Genomic DNA, 20613 nt, shown 5'->3' with positions numbered 1-20613 from the left:
GCGATGGCCGGGTTCGAGGAACTCGAGATCAGCGTCCTCGCAGCGGGAGACGACATCTGGGTGTCGGCGCAGTCGCGGCTCGGTTCGGTCTTCGCGGTGCGACGCCCGCAACCGGCGTGGACGTTCCCCGCGGACCTTGTCGGCAGGAGCGTGACGACGCCGGCCGTGTGGCTGCGGGACGCGGTCCGGCACGCACGCAGCGACGCCGGGTCGCAGGCCCGGGCGGTGGGCGCAGCGCTGACCGATCTGGTCTTCGGGGTCTCGGAGGTCGGAACGCTGCTGCAGCGCACCCGCGGCGCCGCCGGGTTGTCGGGAGCCCAGGTTCTGGTGCGCATTCTCGCCGCGCCGCACGGGGTGTGCGCCTGGCCGTGGGAGCTGATGCTCGACCCCGAGCAACCGGACCGGTGCCTGGCGATGGCGCGCGACGTCCACGTCGTACGGTCCGGTCGTTCCCGGACCTACCCGGTCCGGCAGGAGCCCGTCGCGCCACCGCTGAATCTGCTGCTGGTCATGTCGAGCCCGCCGAGGGTGGGCCCCGCGGACACCGAGACGCCCTTCGACCTGTATGCGGAGAAGCGAAGTCTGCTCGGGGAACTCGAACCGCTCGAACGGTCCGGCCTGCTGCGGATCGTGGTCGAGGACCGTCCGACGGTCGAACAGCTTCGCACGCTGATGGGCAAGCAGCGCAACGGGTTTCATCTGCTCCACTACCTGGGGCACGCCAATCCCGACGGACTCCGGCTGGAACGGCGCAACGGACGCGGCACGGTCGTGCCGAGCCGTGACTTCGCCCTGCTGCTGCAACAGCTCCCGGACCTGCGTCTGGCGGTGTTCGCCGGCTGCGAGACCGCGCGGGCACCGGACGAGGAGCCGGGGAACGGAGGGTGGCCGGGCCCGCTGTCGACGGCCGACCTGTGTGTTCGCGACGCCAGCCCCATGGTGATCGGTATGCAGGCCGTCCTGCCGTTCGGGACGGAGCGGCTGCTCACCCGGTTCTTCTACCAGGCGCTCACCGCCGGTCATTCGGTCGCCGAGTCGCTGCGCCTGGCCCGGCTGGCGATCAACGGCGACGAGGACTGCGGAAGACCGCTGCTCAACTGGGCGGTGCCCTGCCTCTTCGTCGGGGGCAGCCAACCGGGAGCGGTTGTCGACCCGGACGCCGGCGCGACACCGATGCCCGCCCGGCCTCGGGTCGGGTTGCGGCTCGGCGTCCGGCAGGGCGAGCTGCGATTCATCTCCCGACTCGCCGAGCTGCGTGAGGCGGTCGATGTGTTGTCGGGGCACACGTCGGCGAGGATGTTGCACGTCGTCGGCATGCCCGCGACCGGGAAGACCGCGTTGCTGGACCGCGTGATCGAGGAACTCGACGTCTCGATCACGTACCTGTTCATCAGCGCCCGGCTGCTGCTCGCCGATCCGGATCCGGTGCGCAAACTGGCCGAACTCGTCGTCGAGGTGATGCAGTCGAGGGGCGTGCCCACGGTTCCGCCGGGCACGTTCGGCGCCGGTGACTGGTGGGAGCGAGTGGTCGGGGGCCTCGCGAACATGCGTCTGGCGATCGTGATCGACGATTGCGATCTGCTGGCGGGCGACGCGTCCGGGGGCCCGGACGTGCTGCGGGCGCTCGGCACCCTCACCGCGCGGCGTGGCCATGCCCGGCTCGCGGTGATCGCCACCCGCGAACTGACGGAACTCACCGGTGCGATGAGGGATTCGGAGGTCCGCACCATCCGGCTCGATCCGCTGTCGTGGCCGGAGGTGTGGCAGTGGATCCGGCGCAACCTGCCGGCCCTCACCCGTTTCCCGGAGAAGGACCTGTCCCTGCACTACACCGACATCCGTCACCTCGAGCAGTGGGAACAGTTGGCGGACATCGTCTCCCGCGACGGAGCCTACGAGTCGGCGGATCTGCCTCGGTTGGTCCGTTCGCTCGGTGCTCGGCCCGAGCGAACGCAGAGCGCGGAGCCGGTGGGCGCCGACTTCTTCGGTGCCGAGGCGGCCGGCCCGGCCACGGAGGCGGTGCCGGTCCGGTGTCCGCTGCGGCTGGCGGTCGCCGGACCGTTCACCGCGGGTCGCCGCAACCAGATCGCCGTCGCGGTCACCCAGTGTGCGATCGCGCAGGGCGTCCCCGGTCGGGTCGTGGTGTCCGGGGAGACCGGCGTCGGGGAATCGGCACTGGCGGAATTGCTTCCGCACGAGCTGGCGTTCCCCGACGGGATGCCTTCCGGCATCGATCGGTGGCTGCGCGAGGTCGGGCAGGCGGGGGCGGACATCGTCGTCGTCGACTACGGGAAGGCCGAGCCGACCGACACCGAGAACGCGATCGTCGACGAGCTCGTCGCACAGGGGCGCCTGGTGATCGCGTCCGGCGACCATTCCGACACACCGACGTTTCCGGCCTGGGGCGAGGGCGTTCTCGCGGTGGGGGCGATCGAGGACGACGGGTCGTTGACCCACGAGACCCCGTACTTCCCGGAGCTGGGCAAGCCGGACATCTATGCGCCGAGGACGATCTCGGGAACCACCTACGAGGTGATCGCGCCGGGGCCCGAGATGGAGGGCACGACGTTCGCCGCGCTCTACGTCGCGGTCGCGGCGATGCTGGTCTGGGCGACCGATCGTGACCTGGCCGCGCAGGAGATCCGCGACATCCTGATGGACGGCGCATCGCCGATCGACGCGGACGGCGGCGAGAAGGCATGCCGCCTGCGGGTCGAGGCGGCGCTCGAGGCCGCCCGCCGCGGAGCCATCGCCACGGCACTCGGCTCCGAATCGATGCCGTTGGGTCCGCTGCTGGCCGAAACGTCCGTTCGCCCCGAACTCGCGGTGCCGATTCTCGACCAGCTCGTCGCCACCGGTGCCGTTCACCGGGTGGTCCGGGGCGGAGTCGAGCAGTTCGAGGCAGCGTCCGCCCCGATCGAGTAGCCGGCTACGCGTGTCCGACCGGATCCGGGCGAGAAGACTTCGCATTCGACGAACAACCAGACACGAGTTCACCAGACACGAGGAAGCGTCATGACCATAGTCACCCCGAGCGACCGGATCGGGAACTCGTCCCCGATCACGCAGGGCCGATCCACGGATCGGATCGCGGCGGAAGAGCGCAAGCAGAACGCGGCCGCGGCCCGGCGGGTACAGGAGCGTGCCGGCCGGAGGGCGGAGCACGTCGACACGCTGTCGGTGCCCGGCGGAATCGCCCTGGCCGACACTCCCGAACGGATCGCCAAACGGCTGGACCGGCTCAGCCGCTACTACACGGGCGAGGAGCTGCCCACCGGTACGGTCACCGAGGAAACGGACCGACTCACCGAGGCGGCGCTGGACCGGGTGGGTGAACTCGTCGACGGCGGCGGCAGCTCCGAACAGGTACTCGAGAAGATCATTCTCACATCGGATTTCGTCGGCGTCCGGTACCTGGACTCCGGGGTTCGGGCGGCACGCGCGGTCGGCCGGGTCACCATTCGCGACGCCCGCGGAGTCCTGCAGGGTTACGGCACGGGGTTCCTCGTCTCGCCGGGTCTGCTGTTGACCAATCACCATGTGCTGCCGGATGCCCACACCGCGCGAGGCAGTATGGTCGAGTTCGACTTCCAGGACGGCGTCGACGGCATGCCGCTGCTGGTGCACGCCGTTCCGCTCGACCCCGACCGGTTCTTCGTCGCCGACCGCGAACGCGACTTCGCCCTAGTCGCGGTGGCCGGCACGGCAGATGTCCTCGGCCAGTTCGGATTCAACCGGCTGATCGAGGCGGAAGGCAAGGCGATCATCGGCGACTTCGTCACGATCGTGCAGCACCCCCGCGGGGAGAAGAAGCAGATCACGTTGCGCGAGAACAGGATCGTCGACGTACCGGGGCAGTTCCTGCACTACTCGGCGGACACCGAGCCCGGATCGTCGGGGTCCCCGGTCTTCAACGACCAGTGGGAAGTCGTCGCCCTGCACCACGCGAGCGTGCCCGCACCTGCGCACGCGGAGTTCGGGGGAGTGCTGAACGAGGGGGTGCGGATCAGCCGGATCGTCGCGTACCTGCGTGCACTCGACCTGGGTTCGGACCAGCGCGGTCTCGTCGACGGTGTCTTCGCCGCCGATCGGATGGAGGTGGCCGCACCGGTGACGGCGCCCGCGGCCCGGTCCGGCGTCGAGCTCGGTGACGGAGCGGTGACCGTGCAGGTTCCCCTCGAGATCACCGTGCGCGTCGGTGCCGACGGGACCCCGCGGGCCGCCGTGGCGGAACCGGAGGCGATCTCCATCGATCCCGACTACACCACCAGGTCCGGATACGACCCCGGGTTCCTGCGCGTGCCACTGCCGCTCCCGGAACGCGGCGGGGACCTGTCCGCCGTTGCCTCGCAGGAACTTCGCTACCACCACTTCAGCGTCGTCATGAACCGGGCACGGAGGCTCGCGATGTTCACCGCGGTGAACATCGACGGGAAGCAGTCCCGGAACCTGACTCGTGAGCGGGACCGCTGGATCGTCGACCCCCGGCTGCCCGCCTCCGACCAGACCGGCGAGCCCGTGTACCGGGACAACCCTCTCGACCGCGGTCACCTGGTACGGCGCCTCGACCCGGCGTGGGGGCCGACGGCGAAGGCCGCCAACGACGACACCTTCCACTTCACGAACTGCACCCCGCAGCATCACGAGTTCAACGCCGGCCGGACGCTGTGGCTGGGCCTCGAGGACTACGTGCTGACGAACGCGGACAACGCCGACATCGCCGTCAGCGTCGTGACGGGACCCGTCCTCGCGCCGGACGATCCGCAGTACCGCGGGGTGGCACTGCCTCGTCAGTTCTGGAAGCTCGTCGCCATGGTCGGTCAGGAGGGGCGACTCGCCGTCACCGGTTACCTGCTGAGCCAGGCCGCGCTGCTCGACGAGTTCGCCGAGGGTGAGGAAGCCTTCTCCTTCGGCGCGTACCGCACCTTCCAGGTTCCGGTCCGCCGGATCGCCCGGTTGACCGGTCTCGGCCTGGACCGCTACGTCGAGGCGGATCCGCTCGAGCGGGTGGAGGCCAGTGGCCTGCCCCGCGAGCTCGTCCGACTCGAACACATCGTCCTGTGAAAAAGAATGCACAACAAAGGAGTTCATCGACATGACCGACAACGACGGAGGTGTGACTCTCCCGACCCGCCGCAAGTGCGGAGCGATGGAGGTGCACCGGAAGCTGCTGACGGAATCCGAGTCGTACCGCGTTGCCCGCTCGGAGATCGAGAACCAGACGATCGGGTTGGAGTCGGCGGCACCACCCGGCGACCGCGGCGTGATGACGATCCCCGTCGTCGTGCACGTGGTGGCGAACACCGCGGAGCAGAACATCACCGATGCACAGATTCTCAGCCAGATCGAGGTGCTGAACAAGGACTTCCGCGCCACCAACACGGATGTGTCGAGCGTTCCGGCGGTCTTCGAGCATCTCGTCGGGGACGCTCGGCTCGAGTTCCGGCTCGCCGACACCGATCCCCTGGGGCGCCCGACGAACGGCATCACGCGCAGCAGGACCGACGTCCGCGAATTCGACCAGGACGAGTCCGTCAAGTTCGCCGAGAGCGGCGGTGCGACCGCGTGGCCGGCGGAGCGCTACCTCAACATCTGGGTCTGCAAACTGGGCGGCGGCCTGCTCGGCTACGCACAGTTTCCCGGCGGACCCGCAGCGACGGACGGCGTCGTCATCACCCACACCGCGTTCGGTACGGTGGGGACGGCGGCACCGCCGTTCAACCTCGGACGCACGACGACCCACGAGATCGGTCACTATCTGAACCTCTTCCACATCTGGGGTGACGACGGCACCGGCTGCCGGGGCTCCGACGAGGTCGCCGACACCCCCAACCAGGGCAGCGAGAACGTCGGCATGCCCACCTTCCCCCATGTCACCTGCAACAACGGCCCTCACGGCGACCTGTTCATGGACTACATGGACTACACGGACGACGCGGGCATGGTGATGTTCACCCGGGGGCAGGTCGCCCGGATGACCGCGTGCCTGGTCGGCGTCCGCAGATCGCTGTGGACGTCGCGTCGCGCCGCCGGCGAGGCCTTCGCCGTCGCAGCGCCCGTCGCCGTGGCCGGCGCCGGACAACCGACCGTGGTCACCACCGGGTCCGGCCGGATGGACGTGTTCGCCGCGGGCGCGGACGGCACCGTGCACCACAAGTGGTGGGACGGCTCGGGTTGGCGGCCTTCGCAATCCGGCTGGGAGTCGCTCGGCCGACCGGGCGTTGCGGCCGTGACCCCGGCAACCGACGGTGAGATCGCCGCTGCGACACCGGAACTGTCGGTCAGGACGTAGGAAACGGACGAGCCGATGTCCGATGTGTGTGGACGCTGGCGCCACTCCTTCGAGGAGGACCACGACGACGTCCGGGTGTACCGGCCCGCCGGGTTCGACTTCCCGCGGGCCCGCGGTCGCGGCGGGATCGAGTTCCGCCCGGACGGCACCTTCGTCGACTGGGCGGTCGGCCCCGCCGACGCGAACGAGCCGCGGGAGGGCACGTGGGCGACCGGCGCGGAGCGCGAGAGTCTCGAGGTGACCACTGCGGCGGGTGAGCGCCGGGTGGTGCGGATCGTGCGGCTCGACCCGGATCGGCTCGAGCTGCGGATGGGTGGTCGATCATGACCGGTGTCGAGTTCGCCACGCTGCCAACGCAGTTGTTCGATTCCCGCGCAGCCGGCGACGGTGCGACGCGCTGGGCTCGCCTGGCCGACGATGTCGTCGTGTGGGCACCCGCCGACCACGGGGTGAGCCGGGTGACGTCGCGGGGACCGGCGTCGCTGCTCGACTCCGCGCCCGCTCTGGTGACCCAGGTCGGCGCGGCGTTCCAACTGGCCCACCCCGAGGTGGAGGTGCTCGTCGACCACGGGCGGTACCTCGTCGTCGATGCCGCGGCGGTCCCGACGCCCACCGCCCAGGATCGGGTGTGCTGGCGGGTGCAACCGCTGCCGCAGGACACGGTGATCGTCGACCGCCCGGCGACCGATGCCGGGGCACGTGACCCGGGGACGGCGCACCTGCTCGCCCAGCTGTCCCGACCGTCCTACGAGGGATGCCTCGGACAGCTCACCTCGCCGCGGACCCGACATTCGTTCAGTGACGGGTTCCGGGATGCCGCTGCCGCCGCGGGTGCGATGCTGACCTCGTTCGGTTACACCGTCACCCAGGTCCCTGTGCGGGTCGGTGCCGGGCGCAGCCGCAACGTGATCGCGGCGCGGCCGGGCGCCGGGGCGGGGCCGCGCGGGGTGATCGTTGCGACCGCGCATCTGGATTCGGTCAATCACGAGGACGGCGAGACGGGCCCGGCTCCGGGTGCGGACGACAACGCCAGCGGTGCGGCCGGTGTCGTCGAGCTGGGCCGGGTGCTGGCCACCCGTGCCTGGCACCACGATCTGCGGCTGATCCTGTTCGGTGGAGAGGAACAGGGCCTGTTCGGGAGCTCGGGGCACGTCGCCGGTCTGACGGCCGCGCAGCGGCGCCGAATACTCGCGGTGATCAACATGGACATGGTGGCGCGCCGGAACACTCCCGAACCGGGGGTGCTCGTCGAGGGCGCGCCGGTGTCGCGAACGCTCGTCGACGACCTCGTCGCGGCCGCGTCCACCTGGACCGGTCTGACGGTGTCGACCTCGTTGTCCCCGTTCGCAAGTGACCACGTTGCGTTCATCGACGCCGGCATCCCGGCCGCACTCACCATCGAGGACAACGACACCGCCAACCGCGACGTCCACAGCGCCCGGGACGTGGTGTCGACACTCGACCCGGCACTGGCGATGGAGATCCTGCGGATGAACCTCGCCGTGCTGGCCGGGTACCTGTCACGGAGGACGCCATGACGACGTCGAACGCCTCTCGCGCGGCAGTGGCCGCAGTCGCCCTGGGATCGGTCCTGCTCTTCTCTGCGTGCGACCGCACCGAGCAGCCGCGACCGCAGGGGCCGCCGTCGTCGACCGCGAGCGATTCGACACGTCCGCCGGGTGGCGACGACCTGCCCGGACTGTCGCAGGATCCCGTGACGCCGCGCACCGCCGACGAAGGACTGGGCGGAGCCTGAATTCGGCGGTGCCGCTGCTGATCGTCGCGGGGTTGGTCGTGGTCGTGGTGGTGCTGGTGCGTCGACCGTTCACCCGGATCGCCGGGACCCTCTCGGAGAGTCCCCGGCGTCGCACCGCTGCCCTGCTGGCTACGGCAGTGGGTGCCGCCGTTCTGGCGCTGATCCTGTTCAACGGGCTGTTCCGGCTTCGGCTTCCGCTGTTCGACCACGGCTATCCGCTTCCGCTGGCGCTGATCGGGATCACCCTGCTGGCGGCGTTTGGGTGGAAGGTGATGCGGGGCACCGGCCCCGACGACGGTCGGGACCGCATGTGGGGTGTCGTGCTCTCTGCGCTGCTGCTCGGCGGGTCGATGTGGCTTGTCGCGCTGTATGCGCAGGACGTCGGTGAGCGTCAGGGCGCAGAGTTCGCTGCGGGTTTGGAGGGTCGGCCCGGTGTGGTTCTCTACAGCGTCGACCGGCTGTCCATTCAGGGGCCGGGAGTGATCAGCCAGGACCTCGTGCAGGACGGGAACCTCTATCACCACCGGTATGCCGGGCTGCGCATGCTGATCCGCGCGTCCGACCGCTACTTCCTCGTCCCTGTCGATTGGCGGAAGGGCCAGGACAGTGTGTTCGTCGTCAACGCCGACGACTCCGTCCGCGTGGACCTCGTCTCCGCACGGTGACCGCATCCACCGGCCGCGGACTCATCCCGTCACGGCGACGAGGACCGCCGAGGCCGCCAAGGTCGCTGCCGCCATCGGAAGGTGGCGAGAACCGTTGCGCAGCAGTTTCTCCGCCCAGACGGTCGCGGTGACGACCGTCATGACCCACAGTCCGGCCGCGTGCCAGGCGAGGGCCATCGGGGTCATCATCGCCCAGCAGGCGCCAGTGCAGGACAGTCCGTTGCGGACGCCGAGCGCGACGCATCCGTGGTCGGCCCGGCGTCCGGACGGTGGCAGGGATCGCAGGCGGTGACACCCGCGCAGGCACCAGCGCTTCCACGGGGTGATCTCCCACGCCGCCGCGACGGCGAGTGCCGCGGCGATCAGTAGCGGCGACGGGTCACCCGGCACGATCCATGCCGCGGCCACGACGAGGGGAATCCCGGCGGCGATCCACACCGCGAGGTAGCCGGCAGCGAACAGTGCCGGTCCGCGGTGTCGTCGACTCCACATGCCGGTCAGCCCGATCGTACGTGCCGCGGGCAGCGCGGTCGGCAGCATCGTGGCCACCGCCATCAGAATCCAGAATGTCACTGAGACAACGATTCCCGTGGACACGGCGGCGACGTCCTGCGTCGGGGCGGCGTGATGGTGCCCGTGCGGAGTCGCCGGCGCGGCGGACGCGAAGTGGAACGCCATCAGGCCGAGCCATGCGCAGCCGCAGATGCCCGCCAGCGCCAGCTCGGGATGGTCCCAGCTCAGTCGGCGGCGCGCCGACTCCTGCACCGCCGTCACTGGTAGAACACGCCGATGCGGCCGACCCGCAGCGTCCCCGGATCCTGGACGGTCGCCGACTCCTCCGCCGGGAGGTCGAGGGGACTGTCCGGGGGCTCGACGAAGTCGGGAACGAACGTGACCGAGACCCGGTCGCTCCACCTCCCGGTCTCGACCAGACGACGGTGCAGGTCGGTGATGTCGAACCGGAGCCGCATACCCGCGTGTTCGCTGTCGCGGCTGTCGACCTCCTCGATGCCGAAGAACGATGCGGTGCCTACGAAGTGGTCGTCGTCGGTGGCCGGGTCGCCGTCCGGGATGTCGGCGTACACCGAGTAGGTCACGCCCGGTGCACGGGGCGCGGACACGTCCTCGATGTCGAGGAAGACCCGGGAGGGAACGCGTGCGGACTCGGCGAGCGGCCCAGCGGGGGCTCCGACGTCGACGGCGACGCTCGCGACGTCGCCGGTGAGCGTCACCGCCTCGCTCGTGGCGCCGACGAGTTCCGGGGGATGTGCGGGTTCGTGTTCCACGCGGTGTGCCTCCTCGATCGGCCCCTCCTCGATCGGCACGGAGGGGGCCGGTGTGCCCTCGTACCGGTAGTTCAACTGTCCCCGGATGTCGAGCACGTCCGCGACCTGCTGGCTGCGCGGTGTTCCGGTCTCGTCGTGGAAGTGGAACGTCTCGCCCGTCAGCCAGGCCGAGCTGGTGGTGTTCGTGCGGTTCGGTTGCCCGAGCCACACCTCCCACAGCCGGTCGATGTTTGCGTGGTGGAGCCAGAAGATCGGATCCAGCCCGGCGGTGTCGAAGTCCGCCATCGGCCCTCCGACCTGCACGTGCACGGCGCCGTGCGGGGTGAGTTCGAGTGGCGCGGCGGCGGCCGCCGGGTCCTCGCCGAAGTGGTTCCACGCCGTGGCGGCACCCCCGAATCCGAGGGAGCCGGTGAAGGTGACCGGTGCGAGCGCTTCCTGGAGGCGGGCGGCGTTCGGCGGCAGTGCGGCGCCGGAGTTGAGGTTGCGGCCGGGCACCCGCAGCGGGTTCGGGGTGACGCCGTCGCGCAGGAACGGGTCGAGGAACGCCCGCGGCAGGCGGCGGGATTCGACCGTGGGGCCGTACTCCCAGAAGGGCAGTGCCCAGGTCTGCTTGGTGGTGTCGTCGACGTCGGGTAGTTCGCGGACGGCGGCCCTGACGATTCGTTCGAACCAGTACAGGTACATCCGGTGCCAGGGCAGGAAGTACCAACTCTGGTGCTGGCACTGATTGCGGAACTTGTCGGTGTTGTTCCCCGTTCCGTGCACCGCTGCCAGGTGGGTCCACCCCCTGGGATCGTCGACGTCCGACCGGGAACGCTGTTGCAGTACGGCCACCGCGCGCGCGTAGGCCTCGATCGTCGGATGCCGGTGATCCTGCTGGTCGAGCGTCCAGATATTCTGTCGCACATACGCAGTGGTCATCGTGGCTCCTCCCGTGGTGCGACGGTGGCGTCCTGATCGTTCGAGCATCCCGCAGCGCGGTGGCCGTCGTCATGCGTGGGGCACTACTCGACTTCGCTCGGGTGCGGGCGGCGCACTCGGCGCAGGATTCGAGTATCGGTCTACTCGTGACCGTGTCGGTGCGCAGTCGGATGATCGACAGCACGACGCGGACACCGTCCCGGATCTCCTGGTGAGGTAATCATGAAGCGCTACCACCCCCTGGCCCCCGGAACCCACTCGGGCGAGAGCAGCGGGTACCGGACCCCCGACCGGCCCAACCACCGTGGCGTCGACTTCGCCGCGAACACGGGCACCCCGATCTATGCACCCACCGACGGCACCATCGCCCACGTCGGGATCAACGACGATCCGCAGGGCTACGGTTCCTGGCTCGTCATCGACGCCCAGGAGGACTGGGGTCTGGACTTCGCGTTCGGGCACATGCCGCCGTCGTCGTTCCTCGATCCGCACACCGGCAGGCAGTGGCGCTACGGGGACCGTGTCCACGCGGGCGATCAGATCGCGGTGGTCGGATCCGAGGGCGGATCGACGGGGCCGCATCTGCACTTCGAGACGTTCGGCGCTCCCGGGCGCTTCGGTGGACCGGACCTGAACCCGGACACCACCTGGTTGTTCGACGCGACGGACCCGCGGATGGCCCCGCACGAGGACGGCGGCGGGCCGCTGGTCGACAAGATGCTCGTGGACTTCTCCGCCGGCGTGCCGACGGCGGAACAGATCGAGGCCGCGGGGTTCGTCGGCGCCGTCCGGTACGTCTCCGATCCGCGGGCCGGCTGGATGGTCGGCAAGCCACTGCGCAGGCAGGAGGCCGACGCACTGCGGGCGCGGGGCATGATCCTGGTGTCGAACTTCCAGTACGGCAAGTCCGACTGGCTGGGCGGCGCCGAGCAGGGCAGGAGAGACGCGGAACGCGGCATCGCGATCCACCGGGAGGCCGGCGGCCCCGAGACCGCCGCGATCTACGTCTCGGTGGACGCCTCACCCAGCGAGGAGCAGTGGAACAGCCTGGTGCGTCCCTACCTGATGGCCTGGCAGGACCGGCTCGGCAAGGACCGCATGGGCATCTACTGCAACCACCCGACCATCGACTGGGCGCTGCGGGACGGCGTCGGGTCGTACTTCTGGATGCACAACTGGGGCAGCGGCGGCCGCGTGCACCCGGCCGCCCACCTGCACCAGTTCGAGATCGACAAGCAGCACGTCGGTGGTGTCGGCATCGACCGCAACCGGATCCTGAAGGAGCGCTTCGGGCAGTGGGATCCGGCTCCGATCGCCGATTCCGTTGTCGTGCAGCCGATTGCGCAGCCGGACACACCGACGGAGTCGACGTCGACCGGATACCCCATCACCTGGCACGCAGGGCCCGGGTACACCTCCGGTCACGGGGCGTACCTGCGGATCTACCTGCACACCACCGAGAACCAGGACTGGATCACCCGCGCCGAGAACGTCGCCGACTACCAGGCACGTGAGCAGAACGGCAGCTACCACTACCTCGTCGACGACACCCACATCGTCAACACCGTCTCCACCAAGAACACCGCGTGGGGAGTGCTCAGCGACAACCGGGTGAGCGTGCAGATCGCGATGGTGGGCACCTCGGGCACGATCGGGAACTGGAACGGGTCCAACCCCAACCGCGAGGAGCGGCCGAAGACCCGCGAACAGTGGCTCGAACACGACAAGATGCTCGACATGGTGGCGTTCGTCATCGCCACCGTCGCCAAGGAGCACCGGATCCCGATCGAGCGGGTGGACATCGCCGGGGTCGGCGCCAACCGGCCCGGCGTGAGCAGCCACAACAACTACACCTACGGATCGGTGATCCTCAAGGGATTCAAGGACGGAACGCACTGGGACGTGCCGGACACATTCCCGTACGACGTGGTCCTCACCGCCGCGAAGCGGTACGCGGGCATGCCCGACGACCCGGACCGGTTCCCACTGCCGGCCGGTCACTACTGGGGTCCGCTCGAGGGGCCCACCGAGTCGTGGTCCAACACCTTCGGCAACGAACCGCAGTCCTCGAAGGACGGACTGCGGCGCTGGCAGGAGGCCCTCGGACTCCCGGGTTCGGGCATCTACGACAACGCAACCCGGGACGCGGCCACCCGGATGCAGCAGGCGTTCGGGTGGCCGGTGACCGGGCACGTCTACGAGGGTGAGTGGAACGAGGTCATCCGACACGGCTGGCGGCTGTCCGCACCGGAGACGCCCCGGACCGCCGCCCCGATCGACCCGGGCCCCGCGGTGGCGCGCTCGACGATGGTCAAGGCCGTCACCGGACCCGGAGCGACCGACCGATTCGGGATGTCGGCAACGGATCTCGGGGTCATGGCGCGCACCCCGTCGGGACGGATCCTGGCGGTCTTCGGTGACACCTTCCGCGGGCCCAGGGTCGGAGACGGCGACTGGCGCTCGCCGGTCGCGCTGTTCTCCGACACGAAGCGGCTCGACGACGGCATCGTCTGGAGCGAGGCGGCCGGCGGCGACCCGAACCACGCCCGCCAGCTGTGGGACTACCCGCACGACAACCCCGTGTTCTCCACGGTGCTGCCGTCCGACGTCATCACCGTCGGGGACACGATGTACCTGCACGTGATGGTCAACAAGGGTCTCGGCAACGTCGTCTGGACCGAGATCTGGCGGTCGGTCGACGACGGCCGCACTTGGCAGCACACCGGCGCCAAGTTCGATCCGGGACTGCACCGGGGGCTTGCCCAGTTGTGGACCTGGGATGTCGCCGAGGACGGCTGGGTGTACGTGATGTCCACGGGCTTCCAGCGCGACAAGCCCCTGATCCTGCGCCGGGTCCGGGCGGACCGGATCCCGGACCCGGCGGCGTACGAGGGCTGGGGCTGGCGCGACGGCGCGTGGGCGTGGGGCAACGAACCCACCCCGGTGCTCGAGGGCGTGGGATCGGCGGACAAGTTCGGGGAACTGTGCCTGCGCCGTGTCGACGGGCAGTGGGTCCTCGTCAACTTCGACTCCTCCAACGTCGGTGGGTACGACATCGACGTCCGGGTGTTCCGCGGCATCACCGACAACCTCTACGAGGTGCACAAGAGCACCCCGATCCGGGGCGTCGGCTGGGGGCAGGAGGGGGACGACGCGGTTGCCCAGTTGTACGGGCCGTCGATCGTGCCGGGATCGCGGCCCGGCACGGGATTCCACATCCTGCTCAGCCAGTGGAACACTGCCGCAGGATGGCCGTACCGGGTTCTCCAGTTCAAGATCCCCGTCGTGGACACGGCCCGGTTCCGCGACGACGGCGCGGCAGGAGTCGACGGTGTGGCCGTCGGTCGCAGCGGTGGCGACCACGACTGACCGGTGTACCCGGCGAGGGGATCGAATCGGGGCCGCCGCCTGCACCGGGTCCATATAATCGCCACCATGGGCCTGCGGTGGCCGACGATCCCGCGAAGGGCCGCGTCCGTCCCGGCAGCGGGACGATCCGTGCGCGGTGTGCTGATCCGCGGCCCCTTCGGGGCGGGGAAGACGACGCTCGCGCGGACCGTCGCGTCGCGTGCGCACCGAGAGTGCCTGTGGGTGGCGGGAACGGAGTCCTGCCGTGACGTCCCGCTCGGTGCCTTTGCCGAGCTGGCCGAGTTCGGGACGGATCCCGATCCGGCGGCCGTGACGGCGCGGATACGTCGCTCCTTCCGCGGCCGGGAGGATACGAGGATCGTCGTCGACGACGCCGACCTCCTCGACCCGCTCTCCGCGCTGCTCGTCGCACAGCTCACCGAGGACGGCCCCGGCCGCCTGGTCGTGACGTGCACGGATTGCGAATCAGGCGTGGGCAGAACACTTCTCGCCACCGGACGGTTCGAGCAGGTCGCGCTGCCCGCGTTCGACCCGACCGAGGTCCGGCGGGCGGTCGAGGAGGCGGTCGGCCGTCCGGTGGACCGCTCGGCGACCCGGTCGATGTGGGAGGTGTCGGAGGGCAATCCGCTGTTCCTGCGTCACCTTGTCGAGGGAACCTGGGACGCGGGGCGCTTCCACTCCTACGGCGGGGTGTGGCAGCTGAGTGGTCGCCCCGTGCTGTCCGCGGAACTGACGTCCCTCCTCGGGGCCTCCCTGCGCACGATCCCGCCCGACGTCGTCGACGTGCTCTCGCTCGCGACGTTCGGCGGCGCCCTCGATGTGGAGATCCTGCGTGGGCTCGCGTCCCCGGACGCCGTCGCGGCGGCCGTGGTGAGCGGGCACCTGCGAATCGACCGGGAGCGGACGGCCAGGCTGACCCACCCGGTCCTCGGTATCGCGATCGAGTCGACCGTCGGCGAGCTCGCCGCGCACACCCAGCGAAGGCGGCTGGCACTCGCCCTGCGCGCGGGACACCCGATCCGGTCCGCGGTGCTCTCCCTCGACAGCGGCACGGAGGTCGGGGCCCCGGACCTCGTCGCGGCCGCGGAACAGGCCTTCGCCCGAGGCGACGAGGCCGCGGCCGAGCGCATGGCGGTGGCCGCGGTCGCTCGCGGCGGCGGCATCCGTGCGGCCCTCGTCGCCGCCCGGTCGATGCGATGGCGGGGCCGCAGTGCGGCGCTGGAGGCGTTGCTCGGCGCGATCGACCCGCGGACACTGTCGGAGCCGGAGCGGACGGCGTGGGCGGTGTGCCGGGCAGGTGTGTTGTACGCGGACAACCGTGTGGTCGATGCGCGGCGGGAACTGTCGATGCTGCTCGCCCGCCCGACGACTGCGGCGACCCGTCGTCTGGTGGAGTGCGCGGCCGCGGCCTTCGACTTCCACAGCGGCGACCTGGCTGGACCGCTCGAGCTGGCGGACAGGCTGACGGGGGCCGAATGGTGGCCCGCGCCTGCCCTGACCGCGGCGGCCGCCGTCGCCGGATGCGCACTCGCGCGGGCGGGATGCGCGGATCGCGTTCCGCCGCTGGCGATGCGCGCGTACACGGCGGCCGGGTCGGCGACCGTGGAGACGTCGGGGCTCGGTGTCGCGGAAATGGTCGCGGTGACGCTCGCCGGGTATCTCGCGGTCGTCGACGGCCTGCTCGAGCGGTACCCGGCGAGCGACGGCGGCGACCGGCCGCGGGCGGTGACCGACGCGTACATTCGGGGGCTGGCGGACCTGAGTACCGGCCGACTGGGTCACGCGGAGAACGAATTTCGCCGGGCCGGTTCCGTGGCCGAACGTTGCGGCCAGCGCATGTGGATCGCGCTGTGTGCGGTGGGGCTGGCGCAGGCGCTCGGGGCCCGCGGCCGCGTCGGGGAGGGCGCGGCGGCGCTGGCGCGCGCCGAGTCGGTGTTCGGCGCCTACCTCGGGGCGTTCGAGCCCGATCTCGCGCTCGCGCGGGCGTGGGTGGAGGCGGCCCGTGGCGAGCGCCGGCGGGCGGCCGCCACGGCGAGGTGCGCGGCCCGTCGGGCGCGAGCGAGGTCGATGTTCGGTGTCGAGGTGGTGGCGTTGCACACGTCGACCAGATTCGGTGACCGGTCGGCGGCGGGTCGGTTGCGCATACTCGCGCGCCGTGTCGACGGCCCGTTCGTCCGTGCTGCGGCCCGTCACGCCGGTGCGCTCGAAGCGCACGATGGCGACGGATTGGACAGGGCTGCCGAGGAATTCGCCGACATGGGGGCGATCCTCCTCGCCGCGGATGCCGCATCGCAGGCGGCGGTGGTGCATCGGAGTGACGGCGACACCGGCAAGGAGTTGCTGTCGGCGGCAACGGCACAGCGGCTGTCCGCCCAGTGCGGCGGCCCTCGGACACCGGCGTTGGTCGCGGCCCGGAATTCGGTGTCGCTGACCGAGCGGGAGCGGCTGGTCGTGTCACTGGTTGCCGACGGCATGACCAATCGGCAGGTCGCCGAGCGGTTGACCGTCTCCGTCCGCACCGTCGAAGGGCACCTGTACCGTGCCTTCGGCAAGCTCGGCATCGGCGGTCGAGAAGAGTTGGCGGCCAGGGTGTCTCCGCTCGCCTGAGATGTCCCCGGGAGGGTTCGACGTCTGCACCGTCACGCACATGTCCTCGCGGTCGGTCGCCAGCAGTTTCATCATGATGTGCGAGACGTGGCCCTCGACGGTGCGACACGAGACGTCCAGCCGGTCGGCAATCCGGTGATTCGTCAGCCCGGCGGCCGCGAGCGAGGCGATCTGGCGTTCCCGGCCCGTCAACGGAAGGGGCCGTGCAGACACGGCGACGGCGGGGGTGCGTACTCCGCCGCAGCCGATCGCGAGAGCGTGGGCTCGGGCAGCCGCACGTATCTCGGCCCGGCGGTCCCCGAGCCGGCGATACACGTTCGCGGCCTGCGCGTACGCGTCGGCGGCGAGCAGTGGTGACCCGACACCGGCGAACTCGTCTGCCGCCCCGACCAGTCCGTCGCCGTGGGCGGCGAGCAACGCGGTCGCCTGGCGGGCCATGGGGCGCACCAGACACCCGTCGACCTGGTCCGCCAGCGACGCCAACCGGGGTGCGACGGCGCAACAGCCGAACCGGACCGCGGCGTGCAGCGCCTCCGCCTCCACCGCCAGCAACCCGGATGCCCGGGCGACCCTCGCGGCCCGGCGCGCCCGCGCGACGGCGGCGCCGAGGTCGCCGCCCGATGCGTCGACCCACGCACCTGCGAGGTCGAGTTCGGGTCGGTGGAGCAGGTTGTGCGCGCCGAGCGACGCCTCCGCGACGCGGACCGCCGCCGCGGCCGGGTGCGGGCGTCCGGCCACCGCGTGGCAGTGAGCAAGAGCGATGTTGGTGATCGCACACCGCTCCGGGTTCGATTTCTCGAGGGCGTCGGCCGCTTCCGTCAGCCGAGCCAGTGCGGCTCGCAGGTCGCCGCGCGCGAGGTCGAGTCGACCGACCAGGGCGCTGATCCAGAACCACGCATCGGGGTCGTCGGTCGTCATGTCGAGGTAACGCCGCGCCGTCCGGTCGGCTCGATCGAACCGGCCGGTGTAGAGCAGGGCGACCAGCTCCCCGTGTCCGATGAAGGAGCGCAGTGCGGCGGTGTCGGAGCGCACGAGCTCGAGAGCCTCCCGGGCCCAGCCGGGCGCCGAGTCGCCGCGCCCGACCAACGCCTGTGCGAGCACGCCGGCGGCGGCCGCCCACACACGGGCGGCGGGCCGCGAGGTTGCCGCAACCCGCACCCGTTCGGCGACGTCCAGTCCGGCGGTGGCGTTGCCGAGCGAGACGTCGATGGCGGCACGGACGGCGTCGAGGCAGTCGCGGCCGGCCGGGCTCGTCGTCTCCCGCGAGCCGGCTCGTCGAAGGAGGTCGAGGGCCTCGTCGCGGTTGCCGAGATTCCAGAACAGGTTCGCCGCCCGGAGGATCGTCCACCTGACCCGGTACTCGGGTGCAGCCGGACCCGGGGCCGACAGCACCCGCTCCGCCTCCGGTCCCCGATGTGTCCACGCCAGAACGCTCGCGTGGACGAGGCGGGCGGCGGCACCACCTCCCTCGGCGGTGGCCGCCCGGGCCAGGGGCTCCGCACGGTGGAAGGCCCCGAGTGCGGCGGCCTTCTCGGCTGCGGCGGTGAGCCTGCCGACGGTCGGATGCCGGTCGCTGTCGAGCGACAGCTCTGCCGCACGGATCGGGTCGGTCGCGACGTGTTCGGCGAGCACTTCTGCGATCCGACCTCGGACCCGGTGAGCGGTCGCGTCGTCGACGCCCGCGCGGACGAGGTCGCCGAGGAAGCGATCCGCCGGGCGCGCGACCAGCGTCGAGCTCTCCCTGGTGAAGCGAACCAGCCCGGCGCGTTCGGCCGCCAGCATCGCCTGCTCACTGGACAGCTCGTTCAGGACCGCGAGGTCGAGCGGTTCACCGAATGCGACCAGCACGACGGCCCGGACGGCGTCGGGCGGGGCTCGGCGGAGCCGCCGGTGCAGCAGTAGCGCCAGTTCCAGGGTGACCGCCGGTTCGCCCCGCAACCGCCAGATCCCCTTGTGGAGGTGGAGCGTGCCCGCGGTCCGGGAGCCCTCGACCAGGTGGCGCAGGTACAGCGGACTTCCCGCCGTCGCCGCCCAGATACGCTCTGCGGTCAGGGTTTCCACCGGCCCCTCGAGGGCAGCGGCGAGTGCCCTGTCGTGTTCGCCGCGGTCGAAGCGCCCCACCGCGACGCGGGTGAATCCGCGGTCCTTCCACAGGGCCGTCACCGCATCCGGTGCCGGCTCGTCGGCCCGGACGGTCACGACCAGTCCGACGGTGTCCGTGGCGGCCAGCTGGTTGAGCACGGTCGCGGACAGGGGGTCCAGCAGGTGGGCGTCGTCGACGACCAGTGTGCTGTTCGCGACCTCCGCGGCAAGGCGCCTCCGGGTGTCCGCCAGCGCCGTCGTCAGGTTCCACGACGACCGGGTGTCGATGCGCCGGGACAGTGCTCCGAACGGAGTGCGTTGTGTGGCCGTTGTCCCCGTGATCCACTGGGCGGCTCGCCGCAGGGGAGCGGTGGTCTCCCGCACCAGCGTGGTCTTCCCGGTTCCCGCGGGCCCCTCCACCAGCACACCGCGAGGTCCGTCCGCCGACGCCATGGCCTCGGTGATCGCGATGGATTCGGCAGGCCGATCGATCACCGGCCAGCGCGGGCTCACCTCACGAGCCTAAGGCATGTCACCCTGTGGTCCGGACGGTAGCGGCGGACATCTTGCGCGGCGCATCGTGCACGCGAAAAATTGGTGTCGCAGTGGTCGCGAGCGCGGGCCGTCGGGTCGGCCGCACAGAGCCGGCAGCGGCGGTGGACCTCGCCCGTCGACCATCGGCGGTGTACTCGCGGCGCCTCGGCGCGCGCGTGAGGAGAAGGCGATGTTCATTCAAGTGATACAGGGCAAGGTGGCCGACGAGGCCGGTCTGCGGCGCTGCCTGGACCGGTGGAACGACGAGCTCGCGTCCGGTGCCACCGGCTATCTCGGTTCGACGAGCGGGACATGCGCGGACGGCACCTTCATCTGCATGGTCAGGTTCGAGTCCGAGGAAGCGGCACGGCGCAACAGTGAAAGGCCGGAACAGGGCAGCTGGTGGGCCGAGACCGAGCGCTGCTTCGCAGGGCCGGTGACCTTCATGGATTGCGCCGAGGTCAGCGAGTGGATGGGCGGCGGATCCGACGACGCCGGGTTCGTGCAGGTGATGGAGGGCCACACCCGCAACGCTCACCGGATGGCGGAGCTGATGGGTCAGGTCGGCGAGCGGGTGCACGAGATGCGGCCGGAGATCATCGGCGGCACGCTGTGCAGCGACGGCAGGGACGGATACGTCGAGGCCGTCTACTTCACCTCGGAGTCGGAGGCTCGGTTGCACGAGAAGATGGAGATCCCGGACGACCTGCGGTCGCTGTTCGAGGAGGAGTCCGAGCTGATGGGCGAGGTCTCCTACTACGACCTGCGCGAGCCTATGCTGGTGTCCGCCGAGCGGAAGTGAGAACGATTGCAAACCCCGGCCTTCGACGGCCGGGGTTTGTGCTGGATCGGGCTCGGTGCGTCGTCCCGACCGGTCCGTGCCGGGCTCGGGCTATCCTAGGTTACCTAGTGAGACATCAGGGGTCACTTAGTGAGCGATAACTCTTCAGAGTAGTGTGGCCCCGATCAAGTCGCCAGTGCGAGTGAAGTGAGAGGTTTGCCGTAGTGACCAGCGTCCAGGAGCCTGCCGTGACCGCGGCATCGAATGTCCCTGATATCCACACGACCGCGGGCAAGCTTGCGGACCTGCACAGACGGCAG

At 70.6% G+C, this 20613-nt stretch carries 12 protein-coding genes and 1 pseudogene; 10 read left to right on the top strand and 3 right to left on the bottom strand.

Translation table 11 applies throughout. The annotated features are described in order from the left end of the window. Window positions 1-3: 3 nt before the first annotated feature. From ACFYVR_RS22565 to ACFYVR_RS22535, 7 genes are all read left to right on the top strand, one after another. On the top strand, window positions 4-2925 hold the full coding sequence (locus ACFYVR_RS22565) for a CHAT domain-containing protein (protein WP_387477338.1): 2922 nt from the start codon (window positions 4-6) through the stop codon (window positions 2923-2925). Window positions 2926-3015: 90 nt separating this feature from the next. After that, window positions 3016-5064 (top strand): DNA/RNA non-specific endonuclease, encoded by a 2049-nt coding sequence (locus ACFYVR_RS22560; RefSeq protein ID WP_387477336.1) that lies wholly within the window; start codon window positions 3016-3018, stop codon window positions 5062-5064. A gap of 31 nt (window positions 5065-5095) precedes the next feature. Then, window positions 5096-6292 carry a M43 family zinc metalloprotease gene (locus ACFYVR_RS22555; RefSeq protein WP_387477334.1) on the top strand — a complete coding sequence of 399 codons (1197 nt, stop codon included), beginning with the start codon at window positions 5096-5098 and terminating at the stop codon, window positions 6290-6292. 15 nt (window positions 6293-6307) lie between these two features. Beyond that, window positions 6308-6619, top strand: a complete 312-nt coding sequence (locus ACFYVR_RS22550) for a hypothetical protein (RefSeq protein ID WP_387477332.1) — start codon at window positions 6308-6310, stop codon at window positions 6617-6619. After that, a complete protein-coding gene (locus tag ACFYVR_RS22545; RefSeq protein WP_387477330.1) occupies window positions 6616-7830 on the top strand; it encodes a M28 family metallopeptidase in 1215 nt (404 codons plus the stop codon). The genes ACFYVR_RS22550 and ACFYVR_RS22545 overlap by 4 nt, the downstream gene beginning before the upstream one ends. After that, the gene (locus ACFYVR_RS22540; protein WP_387477328.1) at window positions 7827-8048 is read left to right on the top strand and encodes a hypothetical protein; all 222 of its coding nucleotides are present in this window, start codon (window positions 7827-7829) and stop codon (window positions 8046-8048) included. The genes ACFYVR_RS22545 and ACFYVR_RS22540 overlap by 4 nt, the downstream gene beginning before the upstream one ends. 8 nt (window positions 8049-8056) lie before the next feature. Further along, window positions 8057-8713, top strand: coding sequence for a hypothetical protein (locus tag ACFYVR_RS22535; RefSeq protein ID WP_387477326.1), 657 nt, complete (start codon window positions 8057-8059; stop codon window positions 8711-8713). 21 nt (window positions 8714-8734) lie between these two features. On the opposite strand, the gene ACFYVR_RS22530 is transcribed toward ACFYVR_RS22535, so the two are convergent. Together ACFYVR_RS22530 and ACFYVR_RS22525 are read right to left on the bottom strand one after the other, a co-directional pair. Continuing rightward, window positions 8735-9487 carry a DUF2182 domain-containing protein gene (locus tag ACFYVR_RS22530; protein ID WP_387477324.1) on the bottom strand — a complete coding sequence of 251 codons (753 nt, stop codon included), beginning with the start codon at window positions 9485-9487 and terminating at the stop codon, window positions 8735-8737. Beyond that, a complete protein-coding gene (locus ACFYVR_RS22525; RefSeq protein ID WP_387477322.1) occupies window positions 9484-10920 on the bottom strand; it encodes a tyrosinase family protein in 1437 nt (478 codons plus the stop codon). Before ACFYVR_RS22525 ends, ACFYVR_RS22530 begins: the two co-directional genes overlap by 4 nt. A gap of 222 nt (window positions 10921-11142) precedes the next feature. Between ACFYVR_RS22525 and ACFYVR_RS22520 the strand changes: the two genes are divergently transcribed. Together ACFYVR_RS22520 and ACFYVR_RS22515 are read left to right on the top strand one after the other, a co-directional pair. Further along, the gene (locus tag ACFYVR_RS22520) at window positions 11143-14289 is read left to right on the top strand and encodes a DUF4185 domain-containing protein (protein WP_387477320.1); all 3147 of its coding nucleotides are present in this window, start codon (window positions 11143-11145) and stop codon (window positions 14287-14289) included. 66 nt (window positions 14290-14355) lie between these two features. Further along, a complete protein-coding gene (locus ACFYVR_RS22515; RefSeq protein WP_387477318.1) occupies window positions 14356-16896 on the top strand; it encodes a LuxR C-terminal-related transcriptional regulator in 2541 nt (846 codons plus the stop codon). A gap of 51 nt (window positions 16897-16947) precedes the next feature. Here ACFYVR_RS22515 and ACFYVR_RS22510 read toward each other — a convergent pair. Further along, window positions 16948-19431 (bottom strand): annotated as a pseudogene (locus ACFYVR_RS22510) (LuxR C-terminal-related transcriptional regulator); the annotation flags it as partial. A gap of 271 nt (window positions 19432-19702) precedes the next feature. Here ACFYVR_RS22510 and ACFYVR_RS22505 point away from each other — a divergent pair. Continuing rightward, window positions 19703-20314: a hypothetical protein gene (locus tag ACFYVR_RS22505; RefSeq protein ID WP_387477316.1), complete on the top strand. Its 612-nt coding sequence runs from the start codon at window positions 19703-19705 to the stop codon at window positions 20312-20314. The last annotated feature ends 299 nt before the right edge of the window (window positions 20315-20613 follow it).

It is taken from the genome of Rhodococcus sp. NPDC003318, from assembly GCF_042879035.1.
Taxonomy (GTDB): domain Bacteria; phylum Actinomycetota; class Actinomycetes; order Mycobacteriales; family Mycobacteriaceae; genus Rhodococcus_G.
The sequence above is the reverse complement of the archived record's forward strand: the minus strand, read 5'-3'. Positions and strand labels throughout refer to the sequence as shown.

Coding starts and splice junctions, on each gene's coding strand:
- ACFYVR_RS22565 (WP_387477338.1), top strand. CDS start 4: ATGGCCGGGTTCGAGGAACTCGAGATCAGCGTCCTCGCAGCGGGAGAC.
- ACFYVR_RS22560 (WP_387477336.1), top strand. CDS start 3,016: ATGACCATAGTCACCCCGAGCGACCGGATCGGGAACTCGTCCCCGATC.
- ACFYVR_RS22555 (WP_387477334.1), top strand. CDS start 5,096: ATGACCGACAACGACGGAGGTGTGACTCTCCCGACCCGCCGCAAGTGC.
- ACFYVR_RS22550 (WP_387477332.1), top strand. CDS start 6,308: ATGTCCGATGTGTGTGGACGCTGGCGCCACTCCTTCGAGGAGGACCAC.
- ACFYVR_RS22545 (WP_387477330.1), top strand. CDS start 6,616: ATGACCGGTGTCGAGTTCGCCACGCTGCCAACGCAGTTGTTCGATTCC.
- ACFYVR_RS22540 (WP_387477328.1), top strand. CDS start 7,827: ATGACGACGTCGAACGCCTCTCGCGCGGCAGTGGCCGCAGTCGCCCTG.
- ACFYVR_RS22525 (WP_387477322.1), bottom strand. CDS start 10,920: ATGACCACTGCGTATGTGCGACAGAATATCTGGACGCTCGACCAGCAG.
- ACFYVR_RS22520 (WP_387477320.1), top strand. CDS start 11,143: ATGAAGCGCTACCACCCCCTGGCCCCCGGAACCCACTCGGGCGAGAGC.
- ACFYVR_RS22515 (WP_387477318.1), top strand. CDS start 14,356: ATGGGCCTGCGGTGGCCGACGATCCCGCGAAGGGCCGCGTCCGTCCCG.
- ACFYVR_RS22505 (WP_387477316.1), top strand. CDS start 19,703: ATGTTCATTCAAGTGATACAGGGCAAGGTGGCCGACGAGGCCGGTCTG.